Genomic DNA, 26061 nt, shown 5'->3' on the forward strand with positions numbered 1-26061 from the left:
TGGAAGTGAGATTATCGCCGGAATACAGCTTTGGCGCGCCGGCTGCAAGTTTCCCGAGCAGGGGCTTAGCCGCCGTCACGCACCTTCAGCATGATCTTGCCGACATGGTTGCTCTCTTCCATCAATTGGTGGGCCTTCGCTGCGTCCGCAAGGGGCAGGACCGTATCGATCACGGGCGCGACGGCGCCGGCTTCCAGCAGCGGCAGGACGTGCTCGGTGACGGCATCGACGATGGTGGCCTTCTCCTGCACCGAGCGGGCGCGCAGCGTCGATCCCGTCAGCGTCAGCCGCTTCAGCATCATCGGCAGGAAGTTGAACTCGACCTTGGGCGACTGCAGGAAAGCGATCTGGACCAGCCGTCCCTCGACAGCCAGCGCCTTGACGTTGCGGGCGATGTAGTCGCCGCCGACCATGTCCAGGATCAGGTTCACGCCCGCGCCGCCGGTCAGCTCGTCGACGATGGCGACGAAGTCCTCGTCGCGATAGTTGATGGCGCGCTCTGCCCCGAGCTTCTCGCAGGCGGCGCACTTGTCGGCCGAGCCGGCGGTGGCGAAGACCCGCGCGCCGAAGCGCTTCGCGAGCTGGATTGCGGTCGTGCCGATGCCGCTGGAACCGCCGTGGATCAGGATACTTTCGCCGCCCTGCAGGCGTCCCCGGTCGAACACGTTGGTCCAGACGGTCAGATAGGTCTCCGGCACGGCCGCGGCGGCGACCATGTCCAGGTTCTGCGGCACCGGCATGCACTGCAGGGCGGGGGCGGTGCAGTACTCCGCATATCCGCCGCCCGCAACCAGCGCCATCACCCGGTCACCGGTCTTCCACTGGCTGACGCCGGCGCCGGTCGCGACCACTTCGCCCGCGATCTCGAGACCCGGCAGGTCCGAGGCGCCCGGCGGCGGCGGATAATTGCCGGACCGCTGGGCGACATCGGGACGGTTGACGCCCGCAGCGGCGACGCGGACCAGCACTTCGTCGTGTGCAGGCTCGGGCACCGGGCGCTTCGTGGGCTTCAGAACCTCGGGTCCGCCGAAGCCGTCGATCTCGACAGCGTTCATTTCCTCTGGCAGCGATGTCATGCCTGTCTCCCTGTGCTGTCCGGGCGTGTTGGTGCCGGGTCTGGGTTCGATCTATTGTGATGATCCGACGGCGGCAAGAAAGGAATCTGGAATGGACGACGAGGAACGCGCCCGGGAGACATTCTTCGCCGAACGCGATCTGGATGATGTGTCGGTCGAGGAACTGCGTGAGCGGATCGCCGGTCTGGAAGCGGAGATCGATCGGCTGAAGCAGGCGATCGAGAAGAAGACTGCGCATCTCAGCGCGGCGGACGCCGTCTTCAAGCGCTAGACATCGGGCCGCGGGGCTGACCGTTCGCGACGCCGAGGACCATGTCGATGACGGCGCCGTCGCTGGCGAGCGGCAGCATCAACCGGTCGAACAGGTAGGCGCTGCCGTCGAACAGGGCCTCCTTGCCGGTCGTCATGACGGGGCCGCGCCCCTCGACCACGCGGCTGACAAGATCGATGAACTCGAACCGTCCCGGTCCGCACTTCGGGTCGTCGAGCCACCTGCCGGTCGCGTCGCCGCCGGACCATGCGGCAATCTGCGTGCCGATGAGCCGGTAGCGGAATCTCTCGCCGCCGGGTTCGACGTCGATGAGGAAAATCTGCGGCAGATAGCGGAGGAGGCGCTCGGGCGAAAAGTCCTGACGGCCGGGCAACCCGCCATCGACGGCCGATTCCAGCCACAGCCCGTGCACGAAGGACAGGGCGCCCGCTGGAACCGGGTGTCCGTCAACCGTTCCGGACGCCCTGAAATGCGCGTCGTTCATCGCCCATTCCCCGGGAGCCGCATGCCCGCATCCTATCGAAACGATCGGACACCGCAAAATTTTCTCTGCGTCTTTAACCTTTATTAACAGCTGTCGTGGCAATGTGCGGGGTGAGAAGACAGATGTCTCTCACCCTCCCTGTCGAACTCGGCCGCTCCGTTTCCTCCCCCTCGGAGCGGCCGTCCTTTCTTTTTCCATGCCATCTACGAAAGAAGATTGCGTCAAACGGCGCTGTTCTGTTCGTTCATTAAATTCAGGCGCTTGACTGCCGCTCCGAGTCCGGTCTTAATCTCGCCCCACAGCCGAGTTGACAGGGATGGCTGGGAAAAAGAGCCGCAAAAGGCTCTCCCGAGGGGAACACCGAAGAAGGCCGCGTCCGACCGTCGGACGCGGTTTTTCTTTTCCTGGCCATCCCGGTGCTGATAGCTTCCCGGGCCGCGGCCGCAGCGCTCCGGGGAGGGATCCGATGAAGCCGAAATATCCGAAGTTCGATACGCTGAGCCTGCATGCAGGTCAGCATCCGGATCCGGCGACCGGGGCTCGGGCGCAGCCGATCTACATGTCGACGTCCTACGTCTTCGAGGACGTGGATCACGCGGCGTCCCTGTTCAACATGGAGACGCCCGGCCACATCTATTCGCGCATCTCCAACCCCACCGTTGCGGTGCTGGAGGAGCGTCTGGCGGCGCTGGAGGGTGGTGTCGGCGCGGTGTGCACGGCATCCGGCCAGGCGGCGCTGTTCCTGGCGGTCTCGACGCTGATGGGGCAGGGCGGACACATCGTCAGCTCGGCCTCGGTCTACGGCGGCAGCCACAACATGTTCCACCACACGCTGCCGCGCTTCGGTATCACCACGACCTTCGTCGATCCGCGCGACACCGCAGCCTTCGAGAAGGCGATCCGGCCCGAGACGCGGCTGATCTTCGGCGAGACTCTGGGCAATCCGGGCCTCGAGATCATCGATATCCCGGCATTGGCGGAGATCGCCCATCGCCACGGCCTGCCGCTGATGATCGACAACACCTTCGCCACGCCCTACCTGTTCCGCCCGATCGAGCATGGCGCCGATCTGGTCATGCATTCGGTGACCAAGTTCCTGGGCGGGCACGGCATCGCTATCGGCGGCGCGATCATCGATGGCGGCGGCATGGACTGGAAGGCCTCGGGCAAGTTCCCGACACTGACCGAGCCCTATGAGGGCTATCACGGTCTGAACTTCTGGGAAGAGTACGGCCCGGCCGCCTTCTCCATGCGGGCGCGCGGCGAAGGCCTGCGCGACTTCGGCGCCTGCATGTCGCCGCAGAATGCCTTCTACCTGCTGCAGGGCGTCGAGACGCTGCATGTCCGCATGCCGCGCCACGTCGAGAACGCGCAGAAGATCGTCGAGTTCCTGGACGGCAACGAGGCGGTCGGCTGGGTGTCCTATCCGACGCTCGCCAGCCACCCCGATCACGAGCGGGCGAAAACGCTGCTGCCGAAGGGCTGCGGCGCGATCTTCTCCTTCGGCGTCAACGGTGGCCGCGAGGCGGGCCGGGTCTTCATAGAGAACCTGAAGATCTTCTCCCACCTCGCCAATGTCGGCGATGCGAAGTCGCTGGTCATTCACCCGGCCTCGACGACGCATCAGCAGATGGACGCCGCGGCGCTGAAGGCCGCCGGCATTTCAGAGGATCTGGTTCGCCTGTCCGTCGGCATGGAAGACGTGGACGACCTGATCGACGACCTGAAGGGGGCGCTGCGCGCCAGCCAGCGGGTCCTCAAGGCAGCGGCGGAGTAGGGCGATGGAACTGAAGGTCGACGGCCGCAAGGTCTACGCCCATACGGGCGGCAAGGATTTCGATCCGGCAGGCAGCGTGGTCGTCCTGATCCACGGCGCCGCCATGAACCATCTCGCCTGGGCGCTGCAGACCCGCTACCTCGCCCATCACGGGCATTCGGTTCTGGCGCTGGACCTGCCCGGATGCGGTGCGTCCGAAGGCGAAGTCCCCGACAGTGTCGAGGACTGCGGCGCCTGGGTGCACCGCGTTCTGGACGAACTGGAGGTCGGAAAGGCGGCGTTGATCGGTCATTCCATGGGCGCCCTCGTGGCGCTGGAAGCCGCCGGCCAGCAACCGGACAGGATCACCGCCCTGGGCATGCTGGGCGTCTGCTACCCGCTTGGCGTCAACGACGCCTTTCTGGCTGCGGCGAAGGATGACCTGCCGCTCGCCATCGGTCTGATGAACGACTGGGCGCATGGGCCGAAGGCGCATCTTGGCGGGTTCCAGGTGCCGGGTCTGTGGATGGTCGGCACCGATACGCGGGTCATCGAACAGGCGAAGCCGGGCGTGCTGCACAAGTGCCTGACCATCTGTTCTGCCTACAGCGGTGGCGAGGCCGCGGCCGCGAAGGTGACCTGTCCGACCACCGTGATACTGGGCCGGAACGACCAGATGACGCCGACGAAGCTGGGGCGGAAGACGGCTTCCATGATCAAGGGCTCCAGCGTCGCGGAACTCGACGATTGCGGGCACATGATGATGTTCGAACAGCCGCGAGCGCTGATGCGGGCGATCGAGCCGCTTCTGGCGGCGTAGGGCCGCGATGACAGCGGAAAACGTCTCCCCTTCTGACCGGGGAGACGCACCAGCGGACTTGCGCAGGAACCGCCTGTATGCGGCCGGCGTCCTGTTCTTCTGCTTCCTGCTCGGGATGACGGGACGGGGGCTGTTCGACAGCTTCGTCGTCATGCTGCGCCCGCTGGATCTCAGCCACGACTGGAGCCGCGACGAGCTGACGGCGATCTACGCCATCGCCATGGTCTGCTGGGGGCTGGGCGCGCCGCTGGCCGGGGTGATCTTCGACCGCGGCGGCGCGCGGCCTGTCTATCTGCTGGGCATCACCTTCGCGGCAGGCGGCCTGCTGCTGGCCAGCACCGACTGGGGTCTCTGGAGCTTCTACCTCGGCCACGGCATCGCGGTCGGCACTTCGACGGCGCTGCTCGGGACGGTCACCCATGCCGCGCTGGTCAGCCGCTGGTTCGACCGCAGCCGCGCCACGGCGCTGGGACTGGTGCATTCGTCCATGGGCATCGGCGTGCTGCTGTTCTCGCCGGTGACGCAGCTGCTGATCGACGCCTTCGGCTGGCAGGGCGCCTATCGGGGGCTGACGGTGATCGGTCTGGCCGTCGTCCTGCCGATCGCGATTCTGGCGCCCTGGAACCGCTTCATGGAAGGGCACCCCGACATCCGCGCCGCAGTGGCGGCGGCGCCCGGCGCCATCCGCTACCGCAGCCTGGCCGAAGCCGTCCGCGGCTGGCGTTTCTGGGCCATGTGCTGGATCTACGCGATCACGGGCATGGGCATCTATGTCGCCGTGACGCAGCTGGTCGACTATTTCCAGGTTCTCGGCGTGCCGGCGCTGGAAGCCGCCTCGATCTATGGTGTCGCCGGTGCCCTTGCGCCCGCCGGGATGATCGCCTTCGGCATCATCGCCGACCGGCTGGGCATGTGGCGCGCCGCGACACTGTCCTACGGCCTGACGCTGCTGGCTTATGGCGGCTTCCTGTTGCTGCCGGAGCATTTCAGCAAGGCGCTGCTCTACGGTTCGGCGGTCTGTCTCGGGCTGACGCTCGGAAGCCGCGGACCGATGGTCTCGACCATGGTCAGCCGCACCTTCCAGGGGCCGGCCTTCGGCCGCATCTATGGGGCGATCCTGGCCTTCGGCGGGCTGGGCGGGGGCATCGGGGCCTGGATCGGCGGCTTCATTCACGAGGCCGCCGGCGGCCATGCGGCGCTCTTCTGGGTGGGCGGCGTCGTGCTTGTGGCTGCCGGCGCACCCTTCGTCTTTCTTTCGCGGTGGCCGCCGCGCTAATGTGCAGAAACGCTACTGGGGAGTAGATCAATGGATTTTCGACTGACCGAAGAGCAGGAATCGATCCGCGACGCCGTCGCGAAGATCTGCGAGCCCTTCGATGACGCCTACTGGCTGGCCCGAGACGAGAGCGGCGAGTTTCCGAACGATTTCCACAAGGCCATGGCCGATGGCGGCTGGCTCGGCATCGCCATGCCGGAGGAATTCGGCGGCGCTGGACTCGGCGTCACCGAAGCGGCGATCTTGATGCATCAGGTCGCGAAATCGTCCGGCGCGCAGAGTGCGGCGTCCGCTATTCACATCAACATCTTCGGCCCGCATCCGCTGGTCGTCGCCGGCAACCAGGAACAGAAGGAGCGTCACCTGCCGCCGCTGATCCGTGGCGAGCAGAAGACCTGCTTCGGCGTGACCGAGCCGGATGCCGGCCTTGACACGACCTCGATCAAGACCAAGGCGGAGAAGGACGGGAACGGCAACTACATCGTCCATGGCCGGAAGATGTGGACCTCGACCGCGCAGCAGGCGGACAAGATCCTGCTGCTGGCCCGCACCACCGCGAAGGAGAACAGCAAGAAGTCCACCGATGGCATCTCGCTGTTCTACACCGACTTCAACCGCGACTACATCGAGGCCCGGCGCATCCCGAAGATGGGCCGCAAGTCGGTGGATTCGAACGCGGTCTTCATCGATGGTCTGCCGGTGCCGAAGGAGGACCTGATCGGCGAGGAGGGCAAGGGCTTCTACTACCTTCTCCACGGCCTCAACCCGGAACGCGTGCTGGTCGGTATCGAGGCTGTCGGCATCGGCCAGAACGCGCTGGCCCGCGCCGCTGAGTACGCCAAGGAACGCGTCGTCTTCGGTCGTCCGATCGGCATGAACCAGGCGATCCAGCACCCGCTGGCGGTCAACTGGGCGGAACTGGAAGCCGCCTACATGATGTGCATGCTGGCCGCCGACCGCTACGACCGCGGCGAGGATTGCGGCGGCGAGGCCAACGCCGCCAAGTATCTGGGCGCCGAGGCCGGCTTCAAGGCGGCGACGCAGGCGGTGATGACCCATGGCGGCATGGGCTACGCCAAGGAGTATCACGTCGAGCGTCTGATGCGCGAAAGCATGATCGCCCGCATCGCGCCCGTCTCCATGCAGATGATCCTGAACTACATCGCCGAACGGAAGCTCGGCCTGCCCCGGAGCTACTGAGCGTGACGCCTGAATCGGAGAACCGCGGCCCGCTGAAGGGCTATCGTATTGTCGATCTGACCCGCATCGTCCTGGGCCCGCTGGCCGGGCAGATGCTGGGCGATCTGGGCGCGGACGTGATCAAGGTGGAGGAGCCGTCGGGCGATCTGGCCCGCGCCATCGGCACCGGCGGCACGGCCGGCATGGCGTCGTGCTTCCTCAACTGCAACCGCAACAAGCGCTCGGTCTCGCTGGACCTGAAGCAGAAGGACGGCCTCGACGCGCTGTTGAAGCTGATCGAGACGGCGGACGTCTTCATCCACGCGCTGCGCCCCCAGGCCGTGCGCAAGCTCGGCATCGCCTATGAGGATCTGAAGGCGGTCAATCCGAACCTGATCTATGTCGGCTGCTACGGCTTCTCCGAGAAGGGCCCCTACGGCCACAAGGCCGCCTTCGACGATATCATCCAGTCGGCCTCGGGCGGCGCCGCGATCCAGGGCTGGCTGCTGGACCAGCCGCGCTATGTCGGCTTCATCCAGGCCGACAAGACGACGGGCCTGATGGCGGCCAATGCCGTCACCGCCGCCCTGCTGCACCGCGAACGCACCGGCGAGGCGCAGTTCGTCGAGGTGCCCATGTTCGAGACCATGGTGCACATCAACCTGATCGAGCATCTGGACGGCGCGACCTTCGCGGACGCGATGGGGCCGACCGGCTATATCCGCCTGCGCACGCCGTGGCGGAAGCCCTATCCGTCGAAGGACGGCTGGGTCGCGATCCTGCCCTATGACGACCGGCAGTGGCGCATCGTTTTCGAGGCCGCGGGCCGGCAGGACCTGGCCGAGGATCCGATGTTCATGACCTTCGCGGCGCGGCAGGCCAATGTCGACAAGGTCTACGAGACCCTGTCCGAGCTGTCGAAGAACCTGACCACCGACGAGTGGATCGCGGCGCTGGACCCGAAGGGGGTGCCCTGCAGCCGGGTGAACACGCCCGAGGATCTGCTGACCGACGAGCATCTGGCCGATGTCGGGTTCTGGGAGAATTACGACCATCCGACCGAGGGACCGCTCCGGTCGATGAAGTATCCGGTCAATTTCGAGAAGAGCCCCGCCAGCATCCGCCGTCACACGCCGCACCAGGGCGAGCAGACGCGCGAGGTGCTGCACGAACTGGGCTATGACGACGAGACCATCGACGCGATGCTGGCCGCCGGGGCCGCCATCGACAGGAAGGAAAAGGCGATCTGATGCAGCTTCTGGGACACGGATTCTACTTTCAGGACTGGCATGTCGGCTGGAAGTTCAGGACGCTGACGCGCTCCATCACCGAGACCGACATCATGAACTTCGTCGGCGTTTCCGGGATGACCGAGGAGCTGTTCACCAGCTACTGGTATCTGGAGGAGCACACGAATTTCGAGGGGCGTCTGGCGCCGGGCAGCCTGGTCTTCGCGCTAGCCGAGGGGCTGGTGATCCCGGGCACGATCGCGCGCACGGGCCTCGCCTTCCTGAACTGCGAGATCGACATCAAGGGCCCGACCTTCGCCGGCGACACGATCCATGTCGAAGGCGAGGTCACCGAGATCCGCCCCGCCTCGAAGGGCAACCGCGCCCTGGTCCGCACCGACAACAAGGTGATCAACCAGAAGGGCGACGTGGTGCTCACCTACAATCCGTTGCGCATGATGCGGGGGCGGCCAGAAGAGGACTGACGCCGAGCTCCCGCTGCCGGAGAAACCCGGAACGCATAACCGCACACGGTTTATTTACCGGAACATCTGCTCCTTCGACGAGAGGTGTTCCGCATGTCCGGCGATCTGCTTTTCCTCAACGACCGGATCGAGCCCGGCGGCGCGAATGACCAGGACGAGGTCATCAAGGTTGCGTCCGCCCTGGATGAGATCGAGGGCCGCCCGGCGGTCCGGCGCGTCCCGGGCAGGTTCGACCAGCACGCGGTCATCGACCGGGCGAGACGGTATCAGCAAAGCCGTGGCCTTGTTCCCGACGGCCTGATCAATCCGAAGGGCGCGACCGCCCAGCGTATCGCCGCCGAACAGATGAGCCGGCGGCGCATCTCCGGTCCGCCGCGCCGCGGCGCCAATCTGCCGCTCTGGGGTTCCGTCGGTGCGGGCGGCATCAACCTGCCTGGCGACCGTCAGGCGATGACGAACGCGCTCACCCTGACCGGGCACCTCGGAAACGGGGCTGCCGGCAAAAAGGAGGACGCGGTGACCGGCGCTGTCCGCGCGTTCCAGAAGAGCCACGGTCTCCGCATCGACGGACTGGCGGAACCCTACGGACCGACCCATGACATGCTGGATCACGTGCTCGGACCGCGCCTGGACTGGCTCGTGGGCGCCGATCCCGCGCAGCCGATGCCGTTCTCGCGCCCCGAACCCCAGATCGTCGGGCGTCGCGTGCCCGGCCGGTCGACCACGATCCGCACCCGCTTCCAGGACGATGAGGACCTCGACAACGAGAACGAATACCGGGCCGCGCTCGACCTGAACCGGGCCATGGCGGACTACGATGCCGACCTCCGCCTCGGGGACGCCGCGGGAGGCGGCGCCGGGGACGACACCCTCATTGGCGAAGCGGGTGACGACCGGATTGCATCCGACGGCGAGCCTGATGTCGACGAAGCGCCGCTGTATCACAACAACGTCGGCGATGCGGTGGACCGCCTCATGTCGTTGCTGCAAACCCGGCGTTTCGCCGGGCTCGACGACGATCCGGACCTGCAGGCGCGAACAATCGAAAGCAGGCGCAACTACTACGCAGACAAGTCCACCAGAGCGATCGAGACGGGACTGCGCGGCGTCATGCAGCAGGCGCGCCGGCTGGCCGACCCGCACACGCCGCGGTCCGGGGACGATCCGCACAAGAGGCTTCTCTATCCCCGTCTCGTCGTTGCTCACATGGAAGTGCTGGCGGAGCGCTACCGCGCCGAGAACCCGGGCCTGTCAGATAACGACGTCAACCGGATGGTTCTCGAAAAGGCCGCGGTCGGCATGGGCCTGAGCAACGAGCAGGCCGAACTGTTGCTCAGTTTCACGCCATACACCGGCCCGCTGTTCTTTGCGCTGGACGGCATGGACCTGTTCAACAACGTCAAGGACGCGATCGAAACCGGCGACTACGACATCCCGACCATCGGCATGGCCCTGGCCGCAATGGTGCCCGGTGTCCCGGGTGTCGGGAAGAAGGCGGGCAAGAAGGGTAAGGGGGATGGCGGCGGAGATACAGGTGGGAAAGCTGACAGGTCAAGCGAGGTTCAAGGAAATTCAGGACCTGACAAAAGCCGAGAAAATTCAGCCGACGATAGCAGGCGAACAGACGAGGACCTTGCTAGTACCAATCCTGATGTCGTTCAAAGGGCTCGCCGCAAAAGAGTGGATTGGCGAGAAAATTGGCTCAAGAAGCTTCGAACCAGTTCCATCGATGAATTAATCGATGAAAGATACTGGAGTCAGCTTTCAAACAGAAGGAGGAAAACTCTGAGGTCTGCATATGCTTCACTGAAGCGCCGGGAAAGTGAGGCCGAATTCTACGTGACTGGTCGCGACGCCGGCGTTATTGAGCCAGGTTCGAGGGATATCCTAAAGCGCAGCCGGCTCACGGATTTGGAAGGCAAGCAGCGAACGCGACACGGAGATGCTTTTGAGCATGGCAGGATTGAAGAAAATAAGAAAACCGGCGAGTTTGACATCGTCGATGCTGACAAGACCTGGCTTTCGGAGGCCAAGTTTGCCGGTGCCCAAAAAAGCACAAATCAGCGGCGTTTCGATTCGGCTCTTGAAAGAGGCATTGTAGTTCACTTGCTGCCGTCAAAGAGCGGAGCAAAATACTATCCGGCCAAACTCGAGCCTGAGGTTTTGAACTACCGAATTCCGATGGGTGATCTTGATGAGGAGGGGCTCATTTCCGAACTTCGCAAGATGTTGAGCTCCAACAAAGTTCCGGACGAATATGTTGATACCGCAGAGTCACGATTGAGGGCGGTTTTGAGAGAAGACCTGGAGGATCGCAATGACGGTGGCCCTGGCGTCGCAACGCTGCTTCCGATCGGAATTTTGATTGGCGCAGTCGCCTTACCTGATACCGAAGATGGCCAATAAGAGCTTGCAGTCATCGGTCTGGCAACGGGATCCGTTTTGCCGCATCTCGCATCTTTGCCTCTAACTTGGGGATTTCCCCGAAATCATAGGCATGGTCTGGTACCGGTTCGCCAATGGCATGGCAAATTTCGACAACTTCCTTCGCGGCATTCAGTGCGCCGATCCTGCGATTTCGCGAGAAGACCTCGCGCGCAAGCTGCGGATTTTCCAGAAGATGCTTCGGCGATCTCGGTGAGGCCATCAGTTCTTCGTAGATCTGATCGACGGATCGCGATGCCTGCGAGAATACCGACCGTATCATGGACTGGATATGCGCATGGTCGCCCGCCAGTTTGGCGGCACAGAAATTCTCCCGGACGCGTTGTGGCCAGAAATAGGGTGCGTTCCTGGCGTAGAAGTCTTTGTAGACGTTGCTGAACGACGTCCAGCGGTCGATCGCGGAGGCATAGAAGAGTTCGAAATAGCCAGAGATCCTCCGCGCAATGTCGCCAGGATCTCTGCCATCCGGCATGAACGCCCAGGCGGTCGCCGTGTCCCCAGCGAGGCCCCAATACCAGACGACCTCGCCATGCTCTTCCATATGAGTGCCTTCCGGCAGACGATAGAGCAGTTTGCCCTGGTACTTGCGCCGAGTGTGCTCGGGATGGAGGATGGCCTCGGGCAAGTCGTCGTCGAACGGATCCCAGCTTTCCCGATGATACTCGCTCATCAGGTCCGCACCCATGTTCCGATGCACATGCGCCCGTGCGCTGAGGCCCTGGATCGGGCTGCTCACCGGCTTTCCGTCGACCTTCGCGGCCAGCTCGTCGAGGCCGTGAACCAACCCACCCATGACGGCATGGAAACAACCCGGCGAGCGCTTGTAGCCGGCCGGGACGAGCGCCACGCGCCAGCTCACTTCTTCGCCGTCGCGGCGCCAGTGCGTTGCGCCGACCTTCCGGAACCCGTGTCCTTCGACGGTCTCGCCGAAGCCGCTGGCGGCGATCTCGATCCGGATCTGCTTTTCCTCGGCGGTGGTCATCTGTCGATGATGCCGGATCGCGCATGTTCTTTCAATGTTCTGGATTCGCGAGAGGTCCCGAGAAGCCGCCCGTGAAGCGGATGTCGCCCTTCTCCAGGCCCTTGCGAACCACGTCGATGCCGCCGGAGCGGATCATCCATTCCAGCCGGTGGTCGCGGTACTGGCGCTTGAAGGCGCCGCTTTCGACCGCGCGGTAGGCCTTGCCGATGGTGGCGATGGAGGCGGCGGCCTCGTCAGCGGTCTGCCGCACGCTCTCCACCGCGTTCACCCGGACGAGCCAGGCAGCGAGCGGGCTGCCGTCGGCCGGACCGAGACCGAATCCGGCGGACGAATTCAGATACGGCGCGACCGAAAGATCGGCGCGGCCGAAGCTTTCGCCGCCGAACCATTCCACGCTGCCGAGTTGCGCCGTCAGCCAGGCCTGGAGATCGTGGGTCTGGGCGGCCGCAGCGGAGTGCAGCGTCTCGGCCAGTTCGCCTTCGGCCCGGCGGAAATACTTCATCTCGCCGAGGCCCCAATTGATGGCTTCGTAATGCGTGTCCATCACGTCCTCGATCATCCGCATGCGGGCGCGGGCGGCTGGATCCTCGGGCATCAGCGCCGGCGCGGGCCAGCGTTCCTCGACGTAGTCGAGCATGATCGTGGAATCGAAGATCCGGAGGTCGCCGTCGATCAGGAACGGCACCTCCCCGCGCGGGTTGCCGTCGCCGAAATCGCCGGCCACCTGGCCTGAACCGATGCCGTCGGGCCGCTTCAGGTCGAATGCGACGCCCTTGTGGCGAAGCGCGATCTTCACCTTCTGGGCGTAGGGCGAAAGCGGGTGTTCATAGAGGATCATGCCGGTCTCCCTGGATCTGGCGACCGGCCCATGGTGGACCGGCAACCGATCAGAGCGCCAGCCGGATCAGCAGCGCCACCACGCCGAGTGCGGCGACGCCAGCCAGCCAGTAGAGGACGAACCAGCCCAGCCGCCGCGCGGTGCGCGTCATCAGTGATAGCCCTTGTCCGAGTCGATCTTGCCGCGGAAGACCCAGTAGGCGTAGGCGGTGTAGGCGAGGATGATCGGGATCAGGATCGCGGCCCCGACCAGCGCGAAGGCGAGGCTCTCGTCCGGGGCGGCGGCCCGGTGGATGGTCAGGTCTGGCGGCAGCATCATCGGGTAGAAGCTGATGCCGAGCCCGACGAAGCTCAGCACGAAGATGGCGAGGGCGGCGAGGAAGGGCTGCAGGTCCCGGCCCCGCGTCAGGCCGCTCCAGAGCAGCCACGCCGCGCCGATCAGCAGCACGGGCACGGTGTAGGAATAGAGACTGGCCGGCAGGTCGAACCAGCGGTCGAAGTATCTGTCGTCCTGGAACGGAGTGAGGATGCTGACCAGGCCGATGAAGCCCAGCGTCGCAGCGCCGAGACCTGTTGCCAGGCGGCGCATCCGGGCGGCGATGGCTCCCTCGGTCTTGAGCACCAGCCAGGTCGCACCGAGCAGCGCGTAGCCTGCAACCACGGCGAGGCCGGTCAGTATGGAGAAGGGAGTCAGCCAGTCCCACCAGCCGCCGGCATAGGCGCGGCCCTCGATCTCGATCCCCTGCACCAGCGCGCCCAGCGCGATGCCCTGGCAGAGCGCCGCAACCGCCGAACCGCCGGTGAAGGCGATGTCCCAGACGGGCTTCCAGCGGACGGTGCGCCATCTGTATTCGAAGGCCACCCCCCTGAAGACAAGGGCCAGCAGCATCAGCGTAATGGGCATGTAGAGCGCTGGCAGCACGATGGCGTAGGCCAGCGGAAAGACGGCGAACAGGCCGCCCCCGCCCAGCACCAGCCAGGTCTCGTTGCCGTCCCAGACCGGGGCGACCGAGTTCATCATCACGTCGCGTTCGGATTTCGACCGGGCGGTCGGGAACAGGATGCCGACGCCCAGGTCGAAACCGTCGAGCACGACATAGGTCAGCACCGCAAACGCGATCAGCCCGGCCCAGATCGTCGGCAGATCGAAGGTGAACTCAGCCGGCATGGCCGCGGCCTCCGCCCAGTTGCTGCGCCGGGGTGATTCCGGCGGCGCGAGTGGGGGGGGCGGGCTCGTCGGCCGGCTTCGGCGGCACCGGCAGGCCCATCAGGCGCAGGATGTAGAAGGTGCCGGCGCCGAAGACGAAGAAATAGACGACGATGAAGGCGACAAGGGAGGTTGCGACCGCCGGCGCATCAATTGGCGCCAGCAACTCCGAGGTCCGCATCAGCCCGTAGACGGTGAACGGCTGGCGGCCGACCTCCGTGGTGACCCAGCCGGCCAGCACGGCCACGAATCCGCTCGGCCCCATAAGCACCGCCGACCAGAGCATGCGTCTGGAATCGTAGAGCCGTCCCCGGAAGCGGTGCGCCAGGCTCCAGACCCCCAGGCCCAGCATGGCGAATCCGAGCCCGACCATGATACGGAAGCTCCAGAACACGATCGCCACCGGCGGCTCGTCCTCGTCGGGCACCGTGTCCAGCCCGTCGAGCGGCGCGCTCCACCGGTGTTTCAGGATCAGGCTGGAAAGTCCCGGCACTTCGACCGCGTAGTCGATCCGCTTCTCTTCCGGGTTGGGAATGCCGAACAGGATCAGCGGCGCGCCGTCGGGATGGCTTTCGTAATGCCCTTCCATGGCCATGACCTTGACCGGCTGGTGCTCCAGCGTGTTGAGCCCGTGCATGTCGCCGGCCGCGATCTGGAAGGGGGTGACGAGGGCGGCCATCCACATCGCCATGGAGAACATCCGCTGCGCGCGATGGTCGGCACGGTCGCGGAGGATGTGCAGTGCGCCGACCGCGCCGACGACAAAGGCGGTCGTCAGGTAGGCGGCGAGGACCATGTGAGTCAGTCGGTAGGGAAAGGACGGGTTGAAGACGACCGCCAGCCAGTCCTGGGGCACGAACTGGCCCGCCTCGTTGACCGCGTAGCCGGCGGGGGTGTGCATCCAGCTGTTCACGCTCAGGATCCAGGTTGCCGAGACCAGCGTGCCCACGGCGACCATGGCGGTCGCGAACATGTGCAGCCGCTCGCCGACACGGTCGCGGCCGAACAGCATGATCCCCAGGAAACCGGCCTCCAGGAAGAAGGCCGACAGCACCTCGTAGGCCATCAGCGGTCCCAGAACCGGGCCGGTCCTGTCGGCGAAGACGGCCCAGTTGGTCCCGAACTGGTAGGACATGACGATGCCCGAGACGACGCCCATGCCGAATGCGACGGCGAAGATCTTCTTCCAGTATTCGAACAGGGCGAAATAGACGGCTTCGCGCTTCCAGAGCCACAGCCCGTTCAGCACCGCCAGATAGCTGGCGAGCCCGATGGAAAAGGCCGGGAAGACGATGTGGAACGAGACCGTGAATGCGAACTGGATCCGCGCCAGAACTTCCGCATTCAGGGATTCGAACATAAAGAGGCTCCGCTGTCCTCGCAGGGGACGGGTTTGCGACTTCCTGTCGATATACGCAGCGTGAATGTGGAACATGCCCGGGCAAATGCGCGCACGGTCACAACGCGCGGCCCCGGCGGTTTCAAGCGGTCCGGAGTTCCACTAGGCTGCGGTGCCGTGTTTCACCGTTTGTCCCCGGATCCGTTCATGTCTCACTCAGTCAGGCTTCTGGCCAGCGTCGGCGCCATCTCTCTCCTGCTCGCGGCCTGCGAACCGCCGACCTGGCCACAGTTCGGCCGGACGCCACCGCCGCCGGCCGCGGATGCCGACGGAGAGGAACTCGGCGTGCCGACCGATCAGGAGGTCTATGCCGGAATCGTCGAGGACTACCGCAAGGACAACTCGCCGGAGGCGGAGGCACAGATCCTCGCGCGCGCCGAAGATCTGTCCCGCAGCGGCTACACGCCGGCATCGATCCTGGCAGGCAACCTCTACAGCCAGGGTTATGGATACTCGGGTGACATCGACCACCGGAAGGCGTTCGAACACTACCTGATCGCCGGTCGCGCGGGCGATTCCAACGCCTATCTCGGGCTGGCGCTCTCGGCAAAACGTCTCGACGACCATGGCGGTTACCAGCCATCGGAGGTGCTCGAGATCCTCGAGAAATCGGTCCGGGAGATGCCGTCCACCGCCGGTCACATCAATCTGGGCCGGTTCTATGCCGAAGGCTTCGGCCGCCGCGCAATGTTCCGGCCGCGGAGGCCGAGTATCGCAAGGCTGCAGCGCTGGGCGCACCCCGCACCGAAACCGAGATCGGCAGACTCTATTCCGATCCGGCCCAACCGGAATTCGACGCCGAGCGGGCGCTGCAGCATTTCCAGGCGGCGGCCCAGCAGGGCGACGAGAACGCGCCCTTCTACATCGCGGACCTGTTCTCGGGCCGCATAGACAGCGTGGCGCCGCGGCCTGTGCTGGTCGCATCGGCGCTCACGCCGCTGGCCGATGGGGGCAATGCGCGGGCGGCCCTGCTGGTCGGACGCCTGCATGCCGACCCGAAATCTCCGGTCTACGACCCGGTGCGGGCAAAGGCCTATCTGGACCCCATCGGATCGGCGAACGCACAGCTGCTTCTGGCCGAAATGTACGCCGCGAACGGTCCCGATCAGGATGTCGTCGAAGCGGAGATCTACTACAGGCAGGCCATGGCAAGCGGCGAGGAATTCGCCCGCTATCGCCTGGCTGTGATGTTCGTGCGTCAGGGCGCCAGCCGGTCCAAGGTCCAGCAAACGCTGCAGCCGATGCTGGACGCCGGCGACGAGCGCGCCGTCAACCTGCTGGCGCTGGTCCCGGAGTAATCCGCGGCGCGCCGGCGATCCTGTGATTTCTCCGGAAAGTGGTGCCCAGGGGCGGATTCGAACCACCGACACGCGGATTTTCAGTCCACTGCTCTACCAACTGAGCTACCTGGGCGTGACCGCTGCGGTTCGCTGACCGCCGGTCGAGCGCTGCGTATAACCGAGCCCGCCGGTCGGCGCAAGGGCCGGATGCTGTGCCGAGGGCTTGATAAAATTCCGGCAATTGACCATGTTGCGCCAACCCTGACGACTTGGAAAACGGTGTGTAATGGCGAAAGAGGAACTGCTCGAATTCGAGGGGCGCGTCGTGGAACTGCTGCCCAACGCGATGTTTCGCGTCGAACTCGAGAACGATCACGAAGTTCTGGCCCATACTTCGGGCAAGATGCGGAAGAACCGCATCCGCGTGCTGGCGGGCGACAAGGTGATGGTCGAGATGACCCCCTACGACCTGACCAAGGGCCGCATCACCTACCGTTTCAAGTAGCGCCGGACGGAAGGCGCCATGCCGCGCCTCATCCTGGCGTCGGCGTCGCCCCGGCGGCGTGACCTCCTGCATCAGATCGGCGTCGAACCCGACGCCATCGAACCTGCCGACATCGACGAGAGCCCGCTGCCCGGCGAACTGCCGCACCGGCTTGCACTGCGTCTGGCCGGGCAGAAGGCTGCTGTGGTGCATGCGCGCTTCCCGGGCGACTTCGTGCTGGCGGCGGATACGGTCGTCGGCTGCGGCCGCCGCATCCTGCCCAAGGCCGCATCGCGGGAAGAGGCGGCGCGCTGCCTCGACCTGCTGTCGGGCCGCCGTCACCGGGTCACCACCGGGATTGCTCTGGGTCGTCCCGGCAGCGGTGTCGTGGTGCGCGGCGTGACCACGATCGTCGCCTTCAAGCGCCTGTCGCGCGAGGAGAAGGCCGCCTATCTCGCGTCCGGCGAATGGGACGGCAAGGCCGGCGGCTACGCCATCCAGGGCCTGGCCGACGTCTTCGTCCGCTCGCTGAACGGCTCCTATTCCAATGTCGTCGGCCTGCCCCTTCAGGATGTCGCGACGCTGCTGGACGGCGCCGGTTACCCTGTCTGGAAACCCCGATGAACCGCAGCCTCTACATCGACAGCGATCTGATGGAGACCCGGCTGGCGGTCATCGAGGACGAACGCATCGCCGAGATCCATCTCGAACGGCCCGGCGGCGAGTCCGGCATCGGTGAGATCCGCCGCGCCCGGGTCACCCACATTTCCAATGATCTTCAGGCGGCGACACTCGATGCGGGCGACGGCATCTCGCTGTTTCTTCGCGCGACAGATGCAAAGGTGCTTGCCGGTGACGGCGAGGGCCGCAAGCCGGCGATCTCGAAACTCGTCCAGCGTGGCCAGTTGCTGACCGTACAGACCGGACGCGATGCCGCCGACGGCAAGCAGGCGCGGGCCAGTGCCGATATCGCGCTGGCCGGCCGCTATCTGATCCTGCATCCGATGCGCCGGGGTCTGGAATCCGGCAAGCGGCCGCCGTCCGGGGAACTGGAGGCCGCACTGACGCCGCTCGCCGGCGAGGCCGGGCTGGTGATCCGGCCGCCGGCGCACGCCGCCGATGTTGCAACCGTGGCCGCCGAAGCCGAACGGCTGGTGGCCGAATGGCGCGAGGCGACGGAGACCGGAGCCGGCAAACCGGGTCTGCTCCGTGCTGCGCCGGGTCTGCTGGAGCGCGCCTTCCTCCAGTTTGCCGGGGCGGAGCCGGAAACGGTGCTGACGCCCGACCGGGGCCTCAGGGCCGATCTGATCGGGCTTGCCAAGCGCATTGCCCCGGATATCGCCGACCGGATCGAGCTTTGCGACGCCGACAGACCGCTTGATCTGGACGAAGAGATCGCGTCGGCGCTGTCTCAGGAAGTCGAAAGCGGCGGCGTCCGGCTGATCATCGAGACGACAGCGGCGATGACCACAGTCGATGTCGACGGCCGCGGGGAGCCGCGGGATGTCAACGTCAAGGCGGCGCGGGAGATAGCGCGCCAACTGCGGCTGCGGCGGATCGGCGGGCCGGTGGCCGTGGATTTCGTCAGCATGAGCAGGGCGCCGGACCGCAAGAAGGTGGAGACGGCCCTGCGTCAGGCCGTTGCCCGCGACCCCGAACCCGTCGATATCGGGACGATCGACCGCTTCGGAATCGCCACGCTTGTCCGGCGGCGTTCGGGTCTTTCCCTCGCTGCGGAGCTCTGTGAGGCGCCGGTCCGGGCGCCGCATTTCAGCCCAAGCGCGGCTCTCGCTCGGGTGCTCCGGCGTGTGACGCGGGAACTCGACGGCGTCGGGCCCTTGCCGATGCGGATCGAACTCTCCGAGGACCTTGCGGACGCGGCCGGCGACGACCTGGCGGCAAGACTGTCGGCCCGTCTGGGCCGGCCGCTGACGGTCGCTTTCGGTTCCTGCGCGGTTGACGCCTTTGCGCTGACGCGTGAAAGGTGAGGCCATGAGCAAGCGGAACGAACAGGACTGCCCGATCTGCGGCAAGCCGGCGGCGGAGAAGGTCAGGCCCTTCTGCTCGAAGCGCTGCGCCGACATCGACCTCGGCAAGTGGCTCGGCGGCAATTATGTGCTGCCGGGCACCGAGGAGGCGGACCCCGAAGAGATGATCGAGCATCTGGAGCAGCAGACCCGCCACTGAGGCGGACCGCACGCCGGATCAGACCGGCAGGATGTTGTCGTCGCCGCCACCGGGCTGCGGACCGCCGGTCTTGGGGTTGGGCCCGAAGCGGTTGTCGCCTTCGTCGCTGTTCAGCACCCACATCACGACCAGCGCAATCCAGCCCAGGATCGGCACCAGGTAGAGCAACAGCCACCAGCCGCTGCGGCCGGTGTCGTGAAGCCGACGGACGCCCACCGCCAGACCGGGTATGAGCACGGCAAGGCTGTATATCGAGCTCAGAAGGCCGGGCTGCGGATCCTCTCCGGCCGGGCCCGTGCTGAACCCGAGGGCGCCGTCGATCGTCCCCAGTATCAGGCTGATGATCAGGTTGATCAGGAAGAACCACCAGAACTCGGCCCGGCGTGCCCGCCCCTGGAAGACGGCGTAGTTCTTCAGGACGGCAATATACCAGTTCATGGCCGGACTCCGGTTCTTGGCAGGTGCAGGTGACTCTAACGGATCGCGCCCCGCGTGCAATTGCGGCTCAGCATTCGGGGACGGTCACCGGGATCTGGCGCGCCAGGCCGCCGGTCGAGGTTTCCTTGTAGGTCGAGGCCATGTCGCGGCCGGTCTCGCGCATGGTGTCGATCACCTGGTCCAGGCTGACAAAATGCTCGCCGTCGCCCTTCAGGGCCAGCCGGGCGGCGTTGATCGCCTTCACGGCGCCCATGGTGTTGCGTTCGATACAGGGCACCTGGACCAGCCCGCCGATGGGGTCGCAGGTCAGGCCCAGATTGTGTTCCATGCCGATCTCGGCGGCGTTCTCGACCTGGCGGACCGTGCCGCCCAGAACTTCGGTCAGGGCGCCGGCCGCCATCGAGCAGGCGACGCCGACCTCGCCCTGACAGCCGACCTCGGCGGCCGAAATGGAAGCGTTCATCTTGTAGAGCGACCCGATGGCGGCAGCGGTCAGCAGAAAGCGCGCGATGCCGTCCTCGCTCGCGCCCGGCACGAAGCGCGCGTAATAGGCCAGTACGGCGGGGATGACACCCGCCGCGCCATTGGTCGGTGCGGTGACCACGCGGCCGCCGGCGGCGTTCTCCTCGTTCACGGCAAGGGCGTAGAGATTGACCCAGTCCATCACCGTCAGCGGGTCGCGCAGCGAGGCCTCGGGCTTGTCTGTCAGGCTGCGCCGGATGGCGGCCGCGCGGCGGCGGACCTTCAGCGCGCCGGGCAGCAGGCCCTCCTCGCGGCAGCCGCGCTCGATGGCGCCTTCCATCACCTGCCAGATGCCGAACAGGCGGTCGCGGACCGCGCCGTCGGGGTTGAGGGCCCGTTCGTTCAGCCGCATCGCCTCGGAGATCGGAATGCCGTCGCGCTCGCAATGGGCCAGCAGTTCCGCGGCGTTCGCGAACTCGTAGGGCGCGACCACATTGTGGCCGGCTAGCGGTGGGGCGTCGCCGTGCATCTCCTTCAGGTCCTGGACGAAGCCGCCGCCGACCGAGAACATGGTCTCCTGCGAGAGGATTTCGCCATCGGCGTCGAAGGCCTGGAAGATCATGCCGTTCGAATGCTCGGGCAGGATATCGTTGACCAGAAAGTCCAGATCGCGCCTCGGATCGAAATCGATCTCCGCCCCGCCGTTCAGTGGCATGCGCTTCGCCTCACGGATACGGGCGACCAGCGCATCGGCCTCGTCGGGGTCGACGCCGTCCGGCGTATTGCCCGCCAGGCCGAGGATCAGCGCCTTGTCCGTCGCGTGGCCGAGACCGGTGAGTGCGAGGGAGCCGTAGAGTTCGACCTTCACACGTGCGACCCGTTTGATTGCGTCCTGCGTCTCAAGTTGCAGCAGGAAGCGCCGGGCGGCGACCATCGGGCCGACCGTGTGCGAACTGGACGGGCCGATGCCGACCTTGAAGAGGTCGAAGACGCTGATCGCCATGCGGTCGTTCTCCGGACGGTTGCTTCCCTCGCAGCGCTACCGCATCGGCGGCCGCGCCGGAGCGCTGCCAGCGCCGCGCAGCGGGCGCGAGAACGACATATTAACGCCAACTGGCCTGTGATATGCAGTGCTTCGGCCCTGAAGGGCGTGACGACGGGAGCCGCAGGACTTGCAACCGCAACCCTCACCGCTGGAGAAGACCCGGTCGGTTTTCGTGAAGGGCTTCACGGTCATCGGGATTTTCAGTGTGTGTTCCAGCCTGCTCATGCTGGCTGGTCCGCTTTACATGCTCCAGATCTACGACCGGGTCATCAACACGGGCAATGTCGATACGCTGATTGCGATTTCGGTCATGCTGGTCCTGGCGCTGGTGGTCTTTGGTCTGCTGGAAGGCCTGCGGACGCTCGTCGCTCAACGGGTCGGCGTCTGGGTCGACAGGAAGCTGTTCGGGCCGACGCTCGCCGGCGGGATCGGTCAGGCGCTCGGCGGCAGTGCGGCTTCGGCGCAGGGGCTGCGCGATGTCACCACGGTCCGCAGCTATCTCGCCTCGCCCGCGATCTTCCCGCTGTTCGATGCGCCGATCGCACCGTTCTTCATCCTGATCCTGTTCATCATGCATCCGATCCTCGGGATCATCGCCATCGCCGGCGCCGTGGTGCTGTTCCTGATCGCACTGGCCAATGAACTGACGACCCGCAAGGCGCTACAGGAAGCGTCCGGGGCTTCGAACAAGACCTTCAATTCCGCGGATGCCGCCGTCCGGAACGCCGATGTCATCGCCGCCATGGCCATGATGCCGGCGGTGGCGCGCCGCATCGATGACTTGGCCGAGGCCTGGCGGGCGCAACAGCTCAGGGCTGGCGGACGCTCGGGCCTGCTGGGCGCGGCGGCCAAGGCCCTGCGGCTGCTGCTCCAATCGGTCGTGCTCGGCGCCGGCGCATGGCTCGTGCTGGGCGGAGAGCTCACGCCGGGCATGATGATCGCGGGCTCGATCATGCTGTCCCGCGCGCTGGCGCCCGTCGAACAGGCCATCACGGCCTGGCAGGGTCTGGTCAACGCCCAGGCGGCGTGGCGGCGGCTGAAGGACGTGCTCGCCAACCGTCCGGCGCTGGGGCAGGGGACGCGGTTGCCCGACCCGAAGGGCGAACTGGTCGCCGACAGCGTCGTCTATCAGCCGCCGGGTGCGGCCGAGCCGGTCCTGAAAGGCGTGTCCTTCCGTATTCCCGCCGGCAGCACCGTGGGCGTCATCGGCCCCACCGGCTCCGGCAAGACGACGATGGCGCGCGTCGTCATCGGCACGCGCATGGCCCAGCGTGGCACGGTCCGGTTGGACAATGCCGACATGGCCGTCTGGGATCCGCTCGACCGGGGCCGCCATGTCGGCTACCTGCCGCAGGACATCGAGCTGTTCGACGGCACGGTAAAGGAAAACATCGCCCGCATGGGCGAGGCCGAGGATGAGGAAGTGATCGAGGCGGCGCGGCTTGCCGGTGTGCACGACCTGATCCTGAAGCTCCCGCAGGCCTACGAGACGCCGATCGGCGAACGCGGCGCGGCCCTCTCCGGCGGCCAGCGTCAGCGTATCGCGCTGGCCCGCGCGGTCTTCCGCCGGCCGCGGCTGCTGGTGCTCGACGAGCCGAATGCAAATCTCGATTCGGAAGGCGAAGACGCGCTGCTTAAGGCAGTCGCCGCGCTGAAGGCCGACGGACACACCGTGCTGATGATCTCCCACAAGCCGTCGCTGCTGCAGTCCGTGGACCTGATCATGGTCATGCAGGACGGTCGCGTGACCGATTTCGACGACGCCAAGACGGTGATGGCGAAGTTCGGCGCCCAGGCGCAGAAGCCGGCCATCCGGCAGGTCCATCCCGCGGAACCCAAGTCGTGAGCATGACTCTCGGTCAGCTCGGTGCGGCGCCTTCGCAGGGACCGCTGGACCGTGAACCGAAGCTCGGCATCGGCAAGCTGGTGCTGATCGGCGGCCTCGTCATCGCCGCCTTCTTCCTCGGTCTGGGGGGCTGGGCGGTCTTCGTGCCGCTGACCAGCGCCGCCATTGCACAGGGCCAGGTCACCGTCGATGGACGGCGCAAGACGATCCAGCATCTGGAAGGCGGCATTGTCCGGGACATCCCGGTCAGCGAGGGCGATCTGGTCGATAAGGGCGATGTCCTTCTGGTGTTGGACGACATCCGGGCGAAGTCCGACGTCGAACTTCTGCGCGGCCGCCTGGGCGTGGCGCTGGCGGCGCGGTCGCGGCTTGCGGCCGAACGCGATCGGTCCGAAGGCGTGGCGTTCCCCGAGGAACTTGAGCGCCTGATCGGCAACGAGACCGAGCGGCTGGAACTGATCGAGGGCGAGTTGACAGTCTTCGAGGAGCGCCGGAACTTCCTGCAGAGCCAGACCAAGATCAACCGCCAGCGGATCGAGCAGCTCAAATCCGAAATCGCCGGACTGCGGGACGAAGTCGTTGCCCTGAACCGGCAGCTTCTTCTCATCGGCGAGGAAGAGCAGGGGCTGTCCGGACTCGTGGAGAAAGGGCTCGCCCGCAAGCCGCAGCTGCTCGCGCTGCAGCGTCAGCAGGCCGATCTGAACGGCGAACTGGCACGCAACAAGGCTGCCATCGCCCGCGCGCAGCAGCAGATCGGCGAGACCGAACTGACGATCCTCGACATCCGCACGCGCTTCCTGAACGAGGTCGTCGGGCGATTGCAGGAGGTGCAGGCGGAGATCGCCGACCTGCGCGACCGCATGTCCGCCGCCGACGACGTCATCCGCCGCACAGAGGTGCGGGCGCCGGTCCGCGGCATCGTCGTCAACAAGCAGGTCAACACGACTGGCGGCGTCATCTCTCCCGGCCAGCCGTTGATGGACATCGTGCCGGTCAATGGCGGCCTGACCGTCGAGGCGCGCGTCTCGCCGGCCGACATCGATGTGGTGCATCAGGGGCTACCCGCTCAGGTCCGCATCGCTGCCTTCAAGATCGCCGAGAATCCGATCCTTGAAGGCAGCGTCCGTACGGTGTCGGCCGATGCGCTGCAGGACGAGCGCACCGGCGAGACCTTCTATGTCGCGCAGATCGAACTGAAGGACCTGTCGCCCCTGCCGCCCGGCGCAGAACTGCAGCCCGGCATGCCGGCAGAGGTCATGATCGTCACCGGCGAACAGACGCCGCTGCAGTATCTGCTGGAGCCGATCCGGATCTCGATCCGCCGGGCGATGCGCGAAAGCTGAGGCTCAGCCAGCGCTGCAGAGCGGGCACTCGGGATCGGGCCGGACCTTGAGTGTGCGGAAGCTCGCTGCCAGCCCGTCATAGATCATCAGCCGTCCGGCCAGCCCGTCGCCCAGATCGAGCAGTTCCTTGATCGCCTCCGTCGCCTGCAGCGAGCCCATGACGCCGACGATGGCGCCGAGCACGCCGTCCTGGGCGCAGGTCTGCTCCTCAGGCGGGATGTCCGGGAACAGGCATCGGTAGCAGGGCTTGTCGGCCTCGTAGCCGCGCCAGGTAGCGAGTTGCCCGTCGAAGCGCAGCACCGCCGCCGATACCAGAGGCTTCCTCGCCCGGAAACAGGCGTCATGTACGGCGAAACGGGTGGCGAAATTGTCGGACCCGTCGCAGACAAGGTCGTAGTCCGCGATCAGGCTGTCGGCGTTGTCGGCGCTGATGCGCGCGGCGTGCGCAACGATGCGCACGTCCGGATTGATGGCGCGGACAGCAGCCTCGGCGCTTTCGGTCTTCGACAGCCCGATATCCCCGGTCCGGTGCAGCACCTGCCGTTGCAGGTTGGAAAGCGATACCTCGTCGTCATCGACCACGCCGATGGTGCCGACGCCGGCCGCGGCCAGATACATGATCAGGGGCGAGCCCAGGCCGCCGGCGCCGATGCAGAGCACCTTCGCGCGCAGCAGCTTCTGCTGGCCGGCGCCGCCGACCTCCTTCAGGACGATGTGGCGGGCGTAGCGTTCGATCTGGTCGTCGTTCATCAGACCGGCAGATCCACGTCCGCGATGTTCCGGTAGGCCTTGCGGAGCGCGTCGCCCCAGCCGTCGCGGATGCGGGCGTAGTCGGCATTGTCCTCGGTGATGCGGCGCTCGACGAACTCGCCGGCGCAGTTGCGGCGGTAGACCATCAGATCGAGCGGCAGACCGACCGACATGTTGGAACGCAGCGTCGAATCCATCGAGATCAGGCAGACCTTCACCGCCTCGCGGACCGGCACGTCGAAGTTCATCACCCGGTCGAGGATCGGCTTGCCGTACTTGGTCTCACCGATCTGGAAAAAGGGCGTGTCCTGGGTTGCCTCGATGAAATTGCCTTCGGCGTAGATCTGGTAGAGGCGCAGGTTGCGGCCCGCGATCTGACCGCCCAGCAGGAAGGAGGCGTGGAACCCGCCGGCGCCCTGGTCCAGCGACGGTCCGTCGACGCGGCGGACGTCGCGGATCGCCTCGCCGACGACGCGAGCGACCATGAACATCGAGGGGGCGCCAAGGATCGTCTGGGTCTGGTCCCACTCCGGATCGTCCATGCGTTCGTTCAGCAGACCCACCACCGCCTGGGTGACGGCCAGATTGCCGGCCGACATCAGCGCCACGGTGCGCTCGCCGTCCTTGGTCCAGATCTTCAGCTTCCTGAAGGTCGAGATGTGGTCGATGCCGGCATTCGTGCGGGTGTCCGCCAGCATCACCAGCCCCTCGGCGGTCAGCGTGCCAACGCAATAGGTCAACGGAAGCGCTCCTCGTCCGGATGGGATCCCGACGTCCTGT

Annotated in this window: 27 protein-coding genes and 1 tRNA gene; 16 read left to right on the top strand and 12 right to left on the bottom strand. The window is 65.9% G+C overall.

Annotation, left to right across the window (positions count from 1 at the left end; genetic code table 11):
• Nucleotides 1–65: 65 nt before the first annotated feature.
• The gene (locus tag ACMVY4_RS10140; RefSeq protein ID WP_416900028.1) at nucleotides 66–1076 is read right to left on the bottom strand and encodes an NAD(P)H-quinone oxidoreductase; all 1011 of its coding nucleotides are present in this window, start codon (nucleotides 1074–1076) and stop codon (nucleotides 66–68) included.
• A 91-nt stretch (nucleotides 1077–1167) separates the two neighbouring features.
• Between ACMVY4_RS10140 and ACMVY4_RS10145 the strand changes: the two genes are divergently transcribed.
• Entirely contained in the window at nucleotides 1168–1347 is a 180-nt protein-coding gene (locus ACMVY4_RS10145) for a DUF1192 domain-containing protein (RefSeq protein WP_416900029.1), read from the top strand.
• Here ACMVY4_RS10145 and ACMVY4_RS10150 read toward each other — a convergent pair.
• A complete protein-coding gene (locus ACMVY4_RS10150; RefSeq protein ID WP_416900030.1) occupies nucleotides 1337–1831 on the bottom strand; it encodes a PAS domain-containing protein in 495 nt (164 codons plus the stop codon). The two genes, ACMVY4_RS10145 and ACMVY4_RS10150, sit on opposite strands and share 11 nt — an antisense overlap.
• A 466-nt stretch (nucleotides 1832–2297) precedes the next feature.
• Between ACMVY4_RS10150 and ACMVY4_RS10155 the strand changes: the two genes are divergently transcribed.
• The 7 genes from ACMVY4_RS10155 (at nucleotide 2298) to ACMVY4_RS10185 (ending at nucleotide 10982) form a co-directional block, all read left to right on the top strand.
• On the top strand, nucleotides 2298–3608 hold the full coding sequence (locus ACMVY4_RS10155) for an O-acetylhomoserine aminocarboxypropyltransferase (RefSeq protein WP_416900031.1): 1311 nt from the start codon (nucleotides 2298–2300) through the stop codon (nucleotides 3606–3608).
• 4 nt (nucleotides 3609–3612) lie between these two features.
• A complete protein-coding gene (locus ACMVY4_RS10160; protein ID WP_416900032.1) occupies nucleotides 3613–4407 on the top strand; it encodes an alpha/beta fold hydrolase in 795 nt (264 codons plus the stop codon).
• Between the two features lie 58 nt (nucleotides 4408–4465).
• Nucleotides 4466–5683 carry an MFS transporter gene (locus ACMVY4_RS10165; protein ID WP_416900033.1) on the top strand — a complete coding sequence of 406 codons (1218 nt, stop codon included), beginning with the start codon at nucleotides 4466–4468 and terminating at the stop codon, nucleotides 5681–5683.
• A gap of 30 nt (nucleotides 5684–5713) precedes the next feature.
• Nucleotides 5714–6883, top strand: a complete 1170-nt coding sequence (locus ACMVY4_RS10170; RefSeq protein WP_416900034.1) for an acyl-CoA dehydrogenase family protein — start codon at nucleotides 5714–5716, stop codon at nucleotides 6881–6883.
• Between the two features lie 2 nt (nucleotides 6884–6885).
• Nucleotides 6886–8112, top strand: coding sequence for a CaiB/BaiF CoA transferase family protein (locus tag ACMVY4_RS10175; protein ID WP_416900035.1), 1227 nt, complete (start codon nucleotides 6886–6888; stop codon nucleotides 8110–8112).
• Nucleotides 8112–8576, top strand: coding sequence for a MaoC family dehydratase (locus tag ACMVY4_RS10180; RefSeq protein WP_416900036.1), 465 nt, complete (start codon nucleotides 8112–8114; stop codon nucleotides 8574–8576). Before ACMVY4_RS10175 ends, ACMVY4_RS10180 begins: the two co-directional genes overlap by 1 nt.
• 93 nt (nucleotides 8577–8669) lie before the next feature.
• The gene (locus tag ACMVY4_RS10185) at nucleotides 8670–10982 is read left to right on the top strand and encodes a hypothetical protein (RefSeq protein WP_416900037.1); all 2313 of its coding nucleotides are present in this window, start codon (nucleotides 8670–8672) and stop codon (nucleotides 10980–10982) included.
• A gap of 10 nt (nucleotides 10983–10992) precedes the next feature.
• On the opposite strand, the gene ACMVY4_RS10190 is transcribed toward ACMVY4_RS10185, so the two are convergent.
• From ACMVY4_RS10190 to ACMVY4_RS10210, 5 genes are read right to left on the bottom strand one after another with little or no spacing between them, the layout of a single operon-like run.
• Complete coding sequence (locus tag ACMVY4_RS10190; protein ID WP_416900038.1) at nucleotides 10993–12003, bottom strand: hypothetical protein; 1011 nt, start codon at nucleotides 12001–12003, stop codon at nucleotides 10993–10995.
• Nucleotides 12004–12034: 31 nt separating this feature from the next.
• Nucleotides 12035–12841, bottom strand: a complete 807-nt coding sequence (locus ACMVY4_RS10195; RefSeq protein WP_416900039.1) for a glutathione S-transferase family protein — start codon at nucleotides 12839–12841, stop codon at nucleotides 12035–12037.
• 49 nt (nucleotides 12842–12890) lie between these two features.
• Nucleotides 12891–12992, bottom strand: a complete 102-nt coding sequence (locus ACMVY4_RS10200; RefSeq protein WP_416900040.1) for a DUF2474 family protein — start codon at nucleotides 12990–12992, stop codon at nucleotides 12891–12893.
• A complete protein-coding gene (gene cydB / locus ACMVY4_RS10205) occupies nucleotides 12992–14008 on the bottom strand; it encodes a cytochrome d ubiquinol oxidase subunit II (RefSeq protein ID WP_416900041.1) in 1017 nt (338 codons plus the stop codon). The genes ACMVY4_RS10200 and cydB overlap by 1 nt, the downstream gene beginning before the upstream one ends.
• Nucleotides 13998–15407: a cytochrome ubiquinol oxidase subunit I gene (locus ACMVY4_RS10210; RefSeq protein ID WP_416900042.1), complete on the bottom strand. Its 1410-nt coding sequence runs from the start codon at nucleotides 15405–15407 to the stop codon at nucleotides 13998–14000. The genes cydB and ACMVY4_RS10210 overlap by 11 nt, the downstream gene beginning before the upstream one ends.
• Nucleotides 15408–15593: 186 nt before the next feature.
• Here ACMVY4_RS10210 and ACMVY4_RS10215 point away from each other — a divergent pair, with 186 nt between their 5' ends.
• Nucleotides 15594–16337, top strand: coding sequence for a hypothetical protein (locus ACMVY4_RS10215; RefSeq protein ID WP_416900043.1), 744 nt, complete (start codon nucleotides 15594–15596; stop codon nucleotides 16335–16337).
• 5 nt (nucleotides 16338–16342) lie between these two features.
• Nucleotides 16343–16744 carry a hypothetical protein gene (locus ACMVY4_RS10220; protein WP_416900044.1) on the top strand — a complete coding sequence of 134 codons (402 nt, stop codon included), beginning with the start codon at nucleotides 16343–16345 and terminating at the stop codon, nucleotides 16742–16744.
• Between the two features lie 39 nt (nucleotides 16745–16783).
• Here ACMVY4_RS10220 and ACMVY4_RS10225 read toward each other — a convergent pair.
• A tRNA-Phe gene (locus ACMVY4_RS10225) sits at nucleotides 16784–16859 on the bottom strand.
• 153 nt (nucleotides 16860–17012) lie between these two features.
• Between ACMVY4_RS10225 and infA the strand changes: the two genes are divergently transcribed.
• Genes infA through ACMVY4_RS10245 form a run of 4 tightly spaced genes read left to right on the top strand, consistent with a single transcriptional unit; the run spans nucleotide 17013 to nucleotide 19397 of the window.
• Nucleotides 17013–17231 carry a translation initiation factor IF-1 gene (gene infA / locus ACMVY4_RS10230; RefSeq protein ID WP_416900045.1) on the top strand — a complete coding sequence of 73 codons (219 nt, stop codon included), beginning with the start codon at nucleotides 17013–17015 and terminating at the stop codon, nucleotides 17229–17231.
• Nucleotides 17232–17249: 18 nt separating this feature from the next.
• The gene (locus ACMVY4_RS10235) at nucleotides 17250–17834 is read left to right on the top strand and encodes a Maf family protein (protein WP_416900046.1); all 585 of its coding nucleotides are present in this window, start codon (nucleotides 17250–17252) and stop codon (nucleotides 17832–17834) included.
• On the top strand, nucleotides 17831–19198 hold the full coding sequence (locus ACMVY4_RS10240) for a ribonuclease E/G (RefSeq protein ID WP_416900047.1): 1368 nt from the start codon (nucleotides 17831–17833) through the stop codon (nucleotides 19196–19198). The genes ACMVY4_RS10235 and ACMVY4_RS10240 overlap by 4 nt, the downstream gene beginning before the upstream one ends.
• 4 nt (nucleotides 19199–19202) lie before the next feature.
• Nucleotides 19203–19397, top strand: coding sequence for a DNA gyrase inhibitor YacG (locus ACMVY4_RS10245; protein WP_416900048.1), 195 nt, complete (start codon nucleotides 19203–19205; stop codon nucleotides 19395–19397).
• Nucleotides 19398–19415: 18 nt separating this feature from the next.
• On the opposite strand, the gene ACMVY4_RS10250 is transcribed toward ACMVY4_RS10245, so the two are convergent.
• Entirely contained in the window at nucleotides 19416–19835 is a 420-nt protein-coding gene (locus tag ACMVY4_RS10250) for a DUF805 domain-containing protein (RefSeq protein ID WP_416900049.1), read from the bottom strand.
• Between the two features lie 67 nt (nucleotides 19836–19902).
• Complete coding sequence (locus ACMVY4_RS10255; RefSeq protein ID WP_416900050.1) at nucleotides 19903–21300, bottom strand: L-serine ammonia-lyase; 1398 nt, start codon at nucleotides 21298–21300, stop codon at nucleotides 19903–19905.
• A 169-nt stretch (nucleotides 21301–21469) separates the two neighbouring features.
• On the opposite strand from ACMVY4_RS10255, the gene ACMVY4_RS10260 reads away from it, so the two are divergent.
• Together ACMVY4_RS10260 and ACMVY4_RS10265 are read left to right on the top strand one after the other, a co-directional pair.
• Nucleotides 21470–23188 carry a type I secretion system permease/ATPase gene (locus ACMVY4_RS10260; RefSeq protein ID WP_416900051.1) on the top strand — a complete coding sequence of 573 codons (1719 nt, stop codon included), beginning with the start codon at nucleotides 21470–21472 and terminating at the stop codon, nucleotides 23186–23188.
• Between the two features lie 2 nt (nucleotides 23189–23190).
• Complete coding sequence (locus ACMVY4_RS10265) at nucleotides 23191–24531, top strand: HlyD family type I secretion periplasmic adaptor subunit (RefSeq protein WP_416900296.1); 1341 nt, start codon at nucleotides 23191–23193, stop codon at nucleotides 24529–24531.
• Nucleotides 24532–24534: 3 nt separating this feature from the next.
• On the opposite strand, the gene ACMVY4_RS10270 is transcribed toward ACMVY4_RS10265, so the two are convergent.
• Together ACMVY4_RS10270 and ACMVY4_RS10275 are read right to left on the bottom strand one after the other, a co-directional pair.
• Nucleotides 24535–25281, bottom strand: a complete 747-nt coding sequence (locus tag ACMVY4_RS10270; RefSeq protein WP_416900052.1) for a HesA/MoeB/ThiF family protein — start codon at nucleotides 25279–25281, stop codon at nucleotides 24535–24537.
• Nucleotides 25281–26021: a peptidase gene (locus tag ACMVY4_RS10275; RefSeq protein WP_416900053.1), complete on the bottom strand. Its 741-nt coding sequence runs from the start codon at nucleotides 26019–26021 to the stop codon at nucleotides 25281–25283. Before ACMVY4_RS10275 ends, ACMVY4_RS10270 begins: the two co-directional genes overlap by 1 nt.
• Nucleotides 26022–26061 lie beyond the last annotated feature (40 nt).

Source organism: Minwuia sp. (genome assembly GCF_048007105.1).
Lineage (GTDB): Bacteria > Pseudomonadota > Alphaproteobacteria > Minwuiales > Minwuiaceae > Minwuia.

Coding starts and splice junctions, on each gene's coding strand:
- cydB (WP_416900041.1), bottom strand. CDS start 14,008: ATGCCGGCTGAGTTCACCTTCGATCTGCCGACGATCTGGGCCGGGCTG.
- ACMVY4_RS10215 (WP_416900043.1), top strand. CDS start 15,594: ATGTCTCACTCAGTCAGGCTTCTGGCCAGCGTCGGCGCCATCTCTCTC.
- ACMVY4_RS10250 (WP_416900049.1), bottom strand. CDS start 19,835: ATGAACTGGTATATTGCCGTCCTGAAGAACTACGCCGTCTTCCAGGGG.
- ACMVY4_RS10145 (WP_416900029.1), top strand. CDS start 1,168: ATGGACGACGAGGAACGCGCCCGGGAGACATTCTTCGCCGAACGCGAT.
- ACMVY4_RS10255 (WP_416900050.1), bottom strand. CDS start 21,300: ATGGCGATCAGCGTCTTCGACCTCTTCAAGGTCGGCATCGGCCCGTCC.
- ACMVY4_RS10235 (WP_416900046.1), top strand. CDS start 17,250: ATGCCGCGCCTCATCCTGGCGTCGGCGTCGCCCCGGCGGCGTGACCTC.
- ACMVY4_RS10155 (WP_416900031.1), top strand. CDS start 2,298: ATGAAGCCGAAATATCCGAAGTTCGATACGCTGAGCCTGCATGCAGGT.
- ACMVY4_RS10240 (WP_416900047.1), top strand. CDS start 17,831: ATGAACCGCAGCCTCTACATCGACAGCGATCTGATGGAGACCCGGCTG.
- ACMVY4_RS10180 (WP_416900036.1), top strand. CDS start 8,112: ATGCAGCTTCTGGGACACGGATTCTACTTTCAGGACTGGCATGTCGGC.
- ACMVY4_RS10150 (WP_416900030.1), bottom strand. CDS start 1,831: ATGAACGACGCGCATTTCAGGGCGTCCGGAACGGTTGACGGACACCCG.
- ACMVY4_RS10170 (WP_416900034.1), top strand. CDS start 5,714: ATGGATTTTCGACTGACCGAAGAGCAGGAATCGATCCGCGACGCCGTC.
- ACMVY4_RS10265 (WP_416900296.1), top strand. CDS start 23,191: ATGACTCTCGGTCAGCTCGGTGCGGCGCCTTCGCAGGGACCGCTGGAC.
- ACMVY4_RS10195 (WP_416900039.1), bottom strand. CDS start 12,841: ATGATCCTCTATGAACACCCGCTTTCGCCCTACGCCCAGAAGGTGAAG.
- ACMVY4_RS10160 (WP_416900032.1), top strand. CDS start 3,613: ATGGAACTGAAGGTCGACGGCCGCAAGGTCTACGCCCATACGGGCGGC.
- ACMVY4_RS10185 (WP_416900037.1), top strand. CDS start 8,670: ATGTCCGGCGATCTGCTTTTCCTCAACGACCGGATCGAGCCCGGCGGC.
- ACMVY4_RS10200 (WP_416900040.1), bottom strand. CDS start 12,992: ATGACGCGCACCGCGCGGCGGCTGGGCTGGTTCGTCCTCTACTGGCTG.
- ACMVY4_RS10140 (WP_416900028.1), bottom strand. CDS start 1,076: ATGACATCGCTGCCAGAGGAAATGAACGCTGTCGAGATCGACGGCTTC.
- infA (WP_416900045.1), top strand. CDS start 17,013: ATGGCGAAAGAGGAACTGCTCGAATTCGAGGGGCGCGTCGTGGAACTG.
- ACMVY4_RS10190 (WP_416900038.1), bottom strand. CDS start 12,003: ATGACCACCGCCGAGGAAAAGCAGATCCGGATCGAGATCGCCGCCAGC.
- ACMVY4_RS10270 (WP_416900052.1), bottom strand. CDS start 25,281: ATGAACGACGACCAGATCGAACGCTACGCCCGCCACATCGTCCTGAAG.
- ACMVY4_RS10245 (WP_416900048.1), top strand. CDS start 19,203: ATGAGCAAGCGGAACGAACAGGACTGCCCGATCTGCGGCAAGCCGGCG.
- ACMVY4_RS10210 (WP_416900042.1), bottom strand. CDS start 15,407: ATGTTCGAATCCCTGAATGCGGAAGTTCTGGCGCGGATCCAGTTCGCA.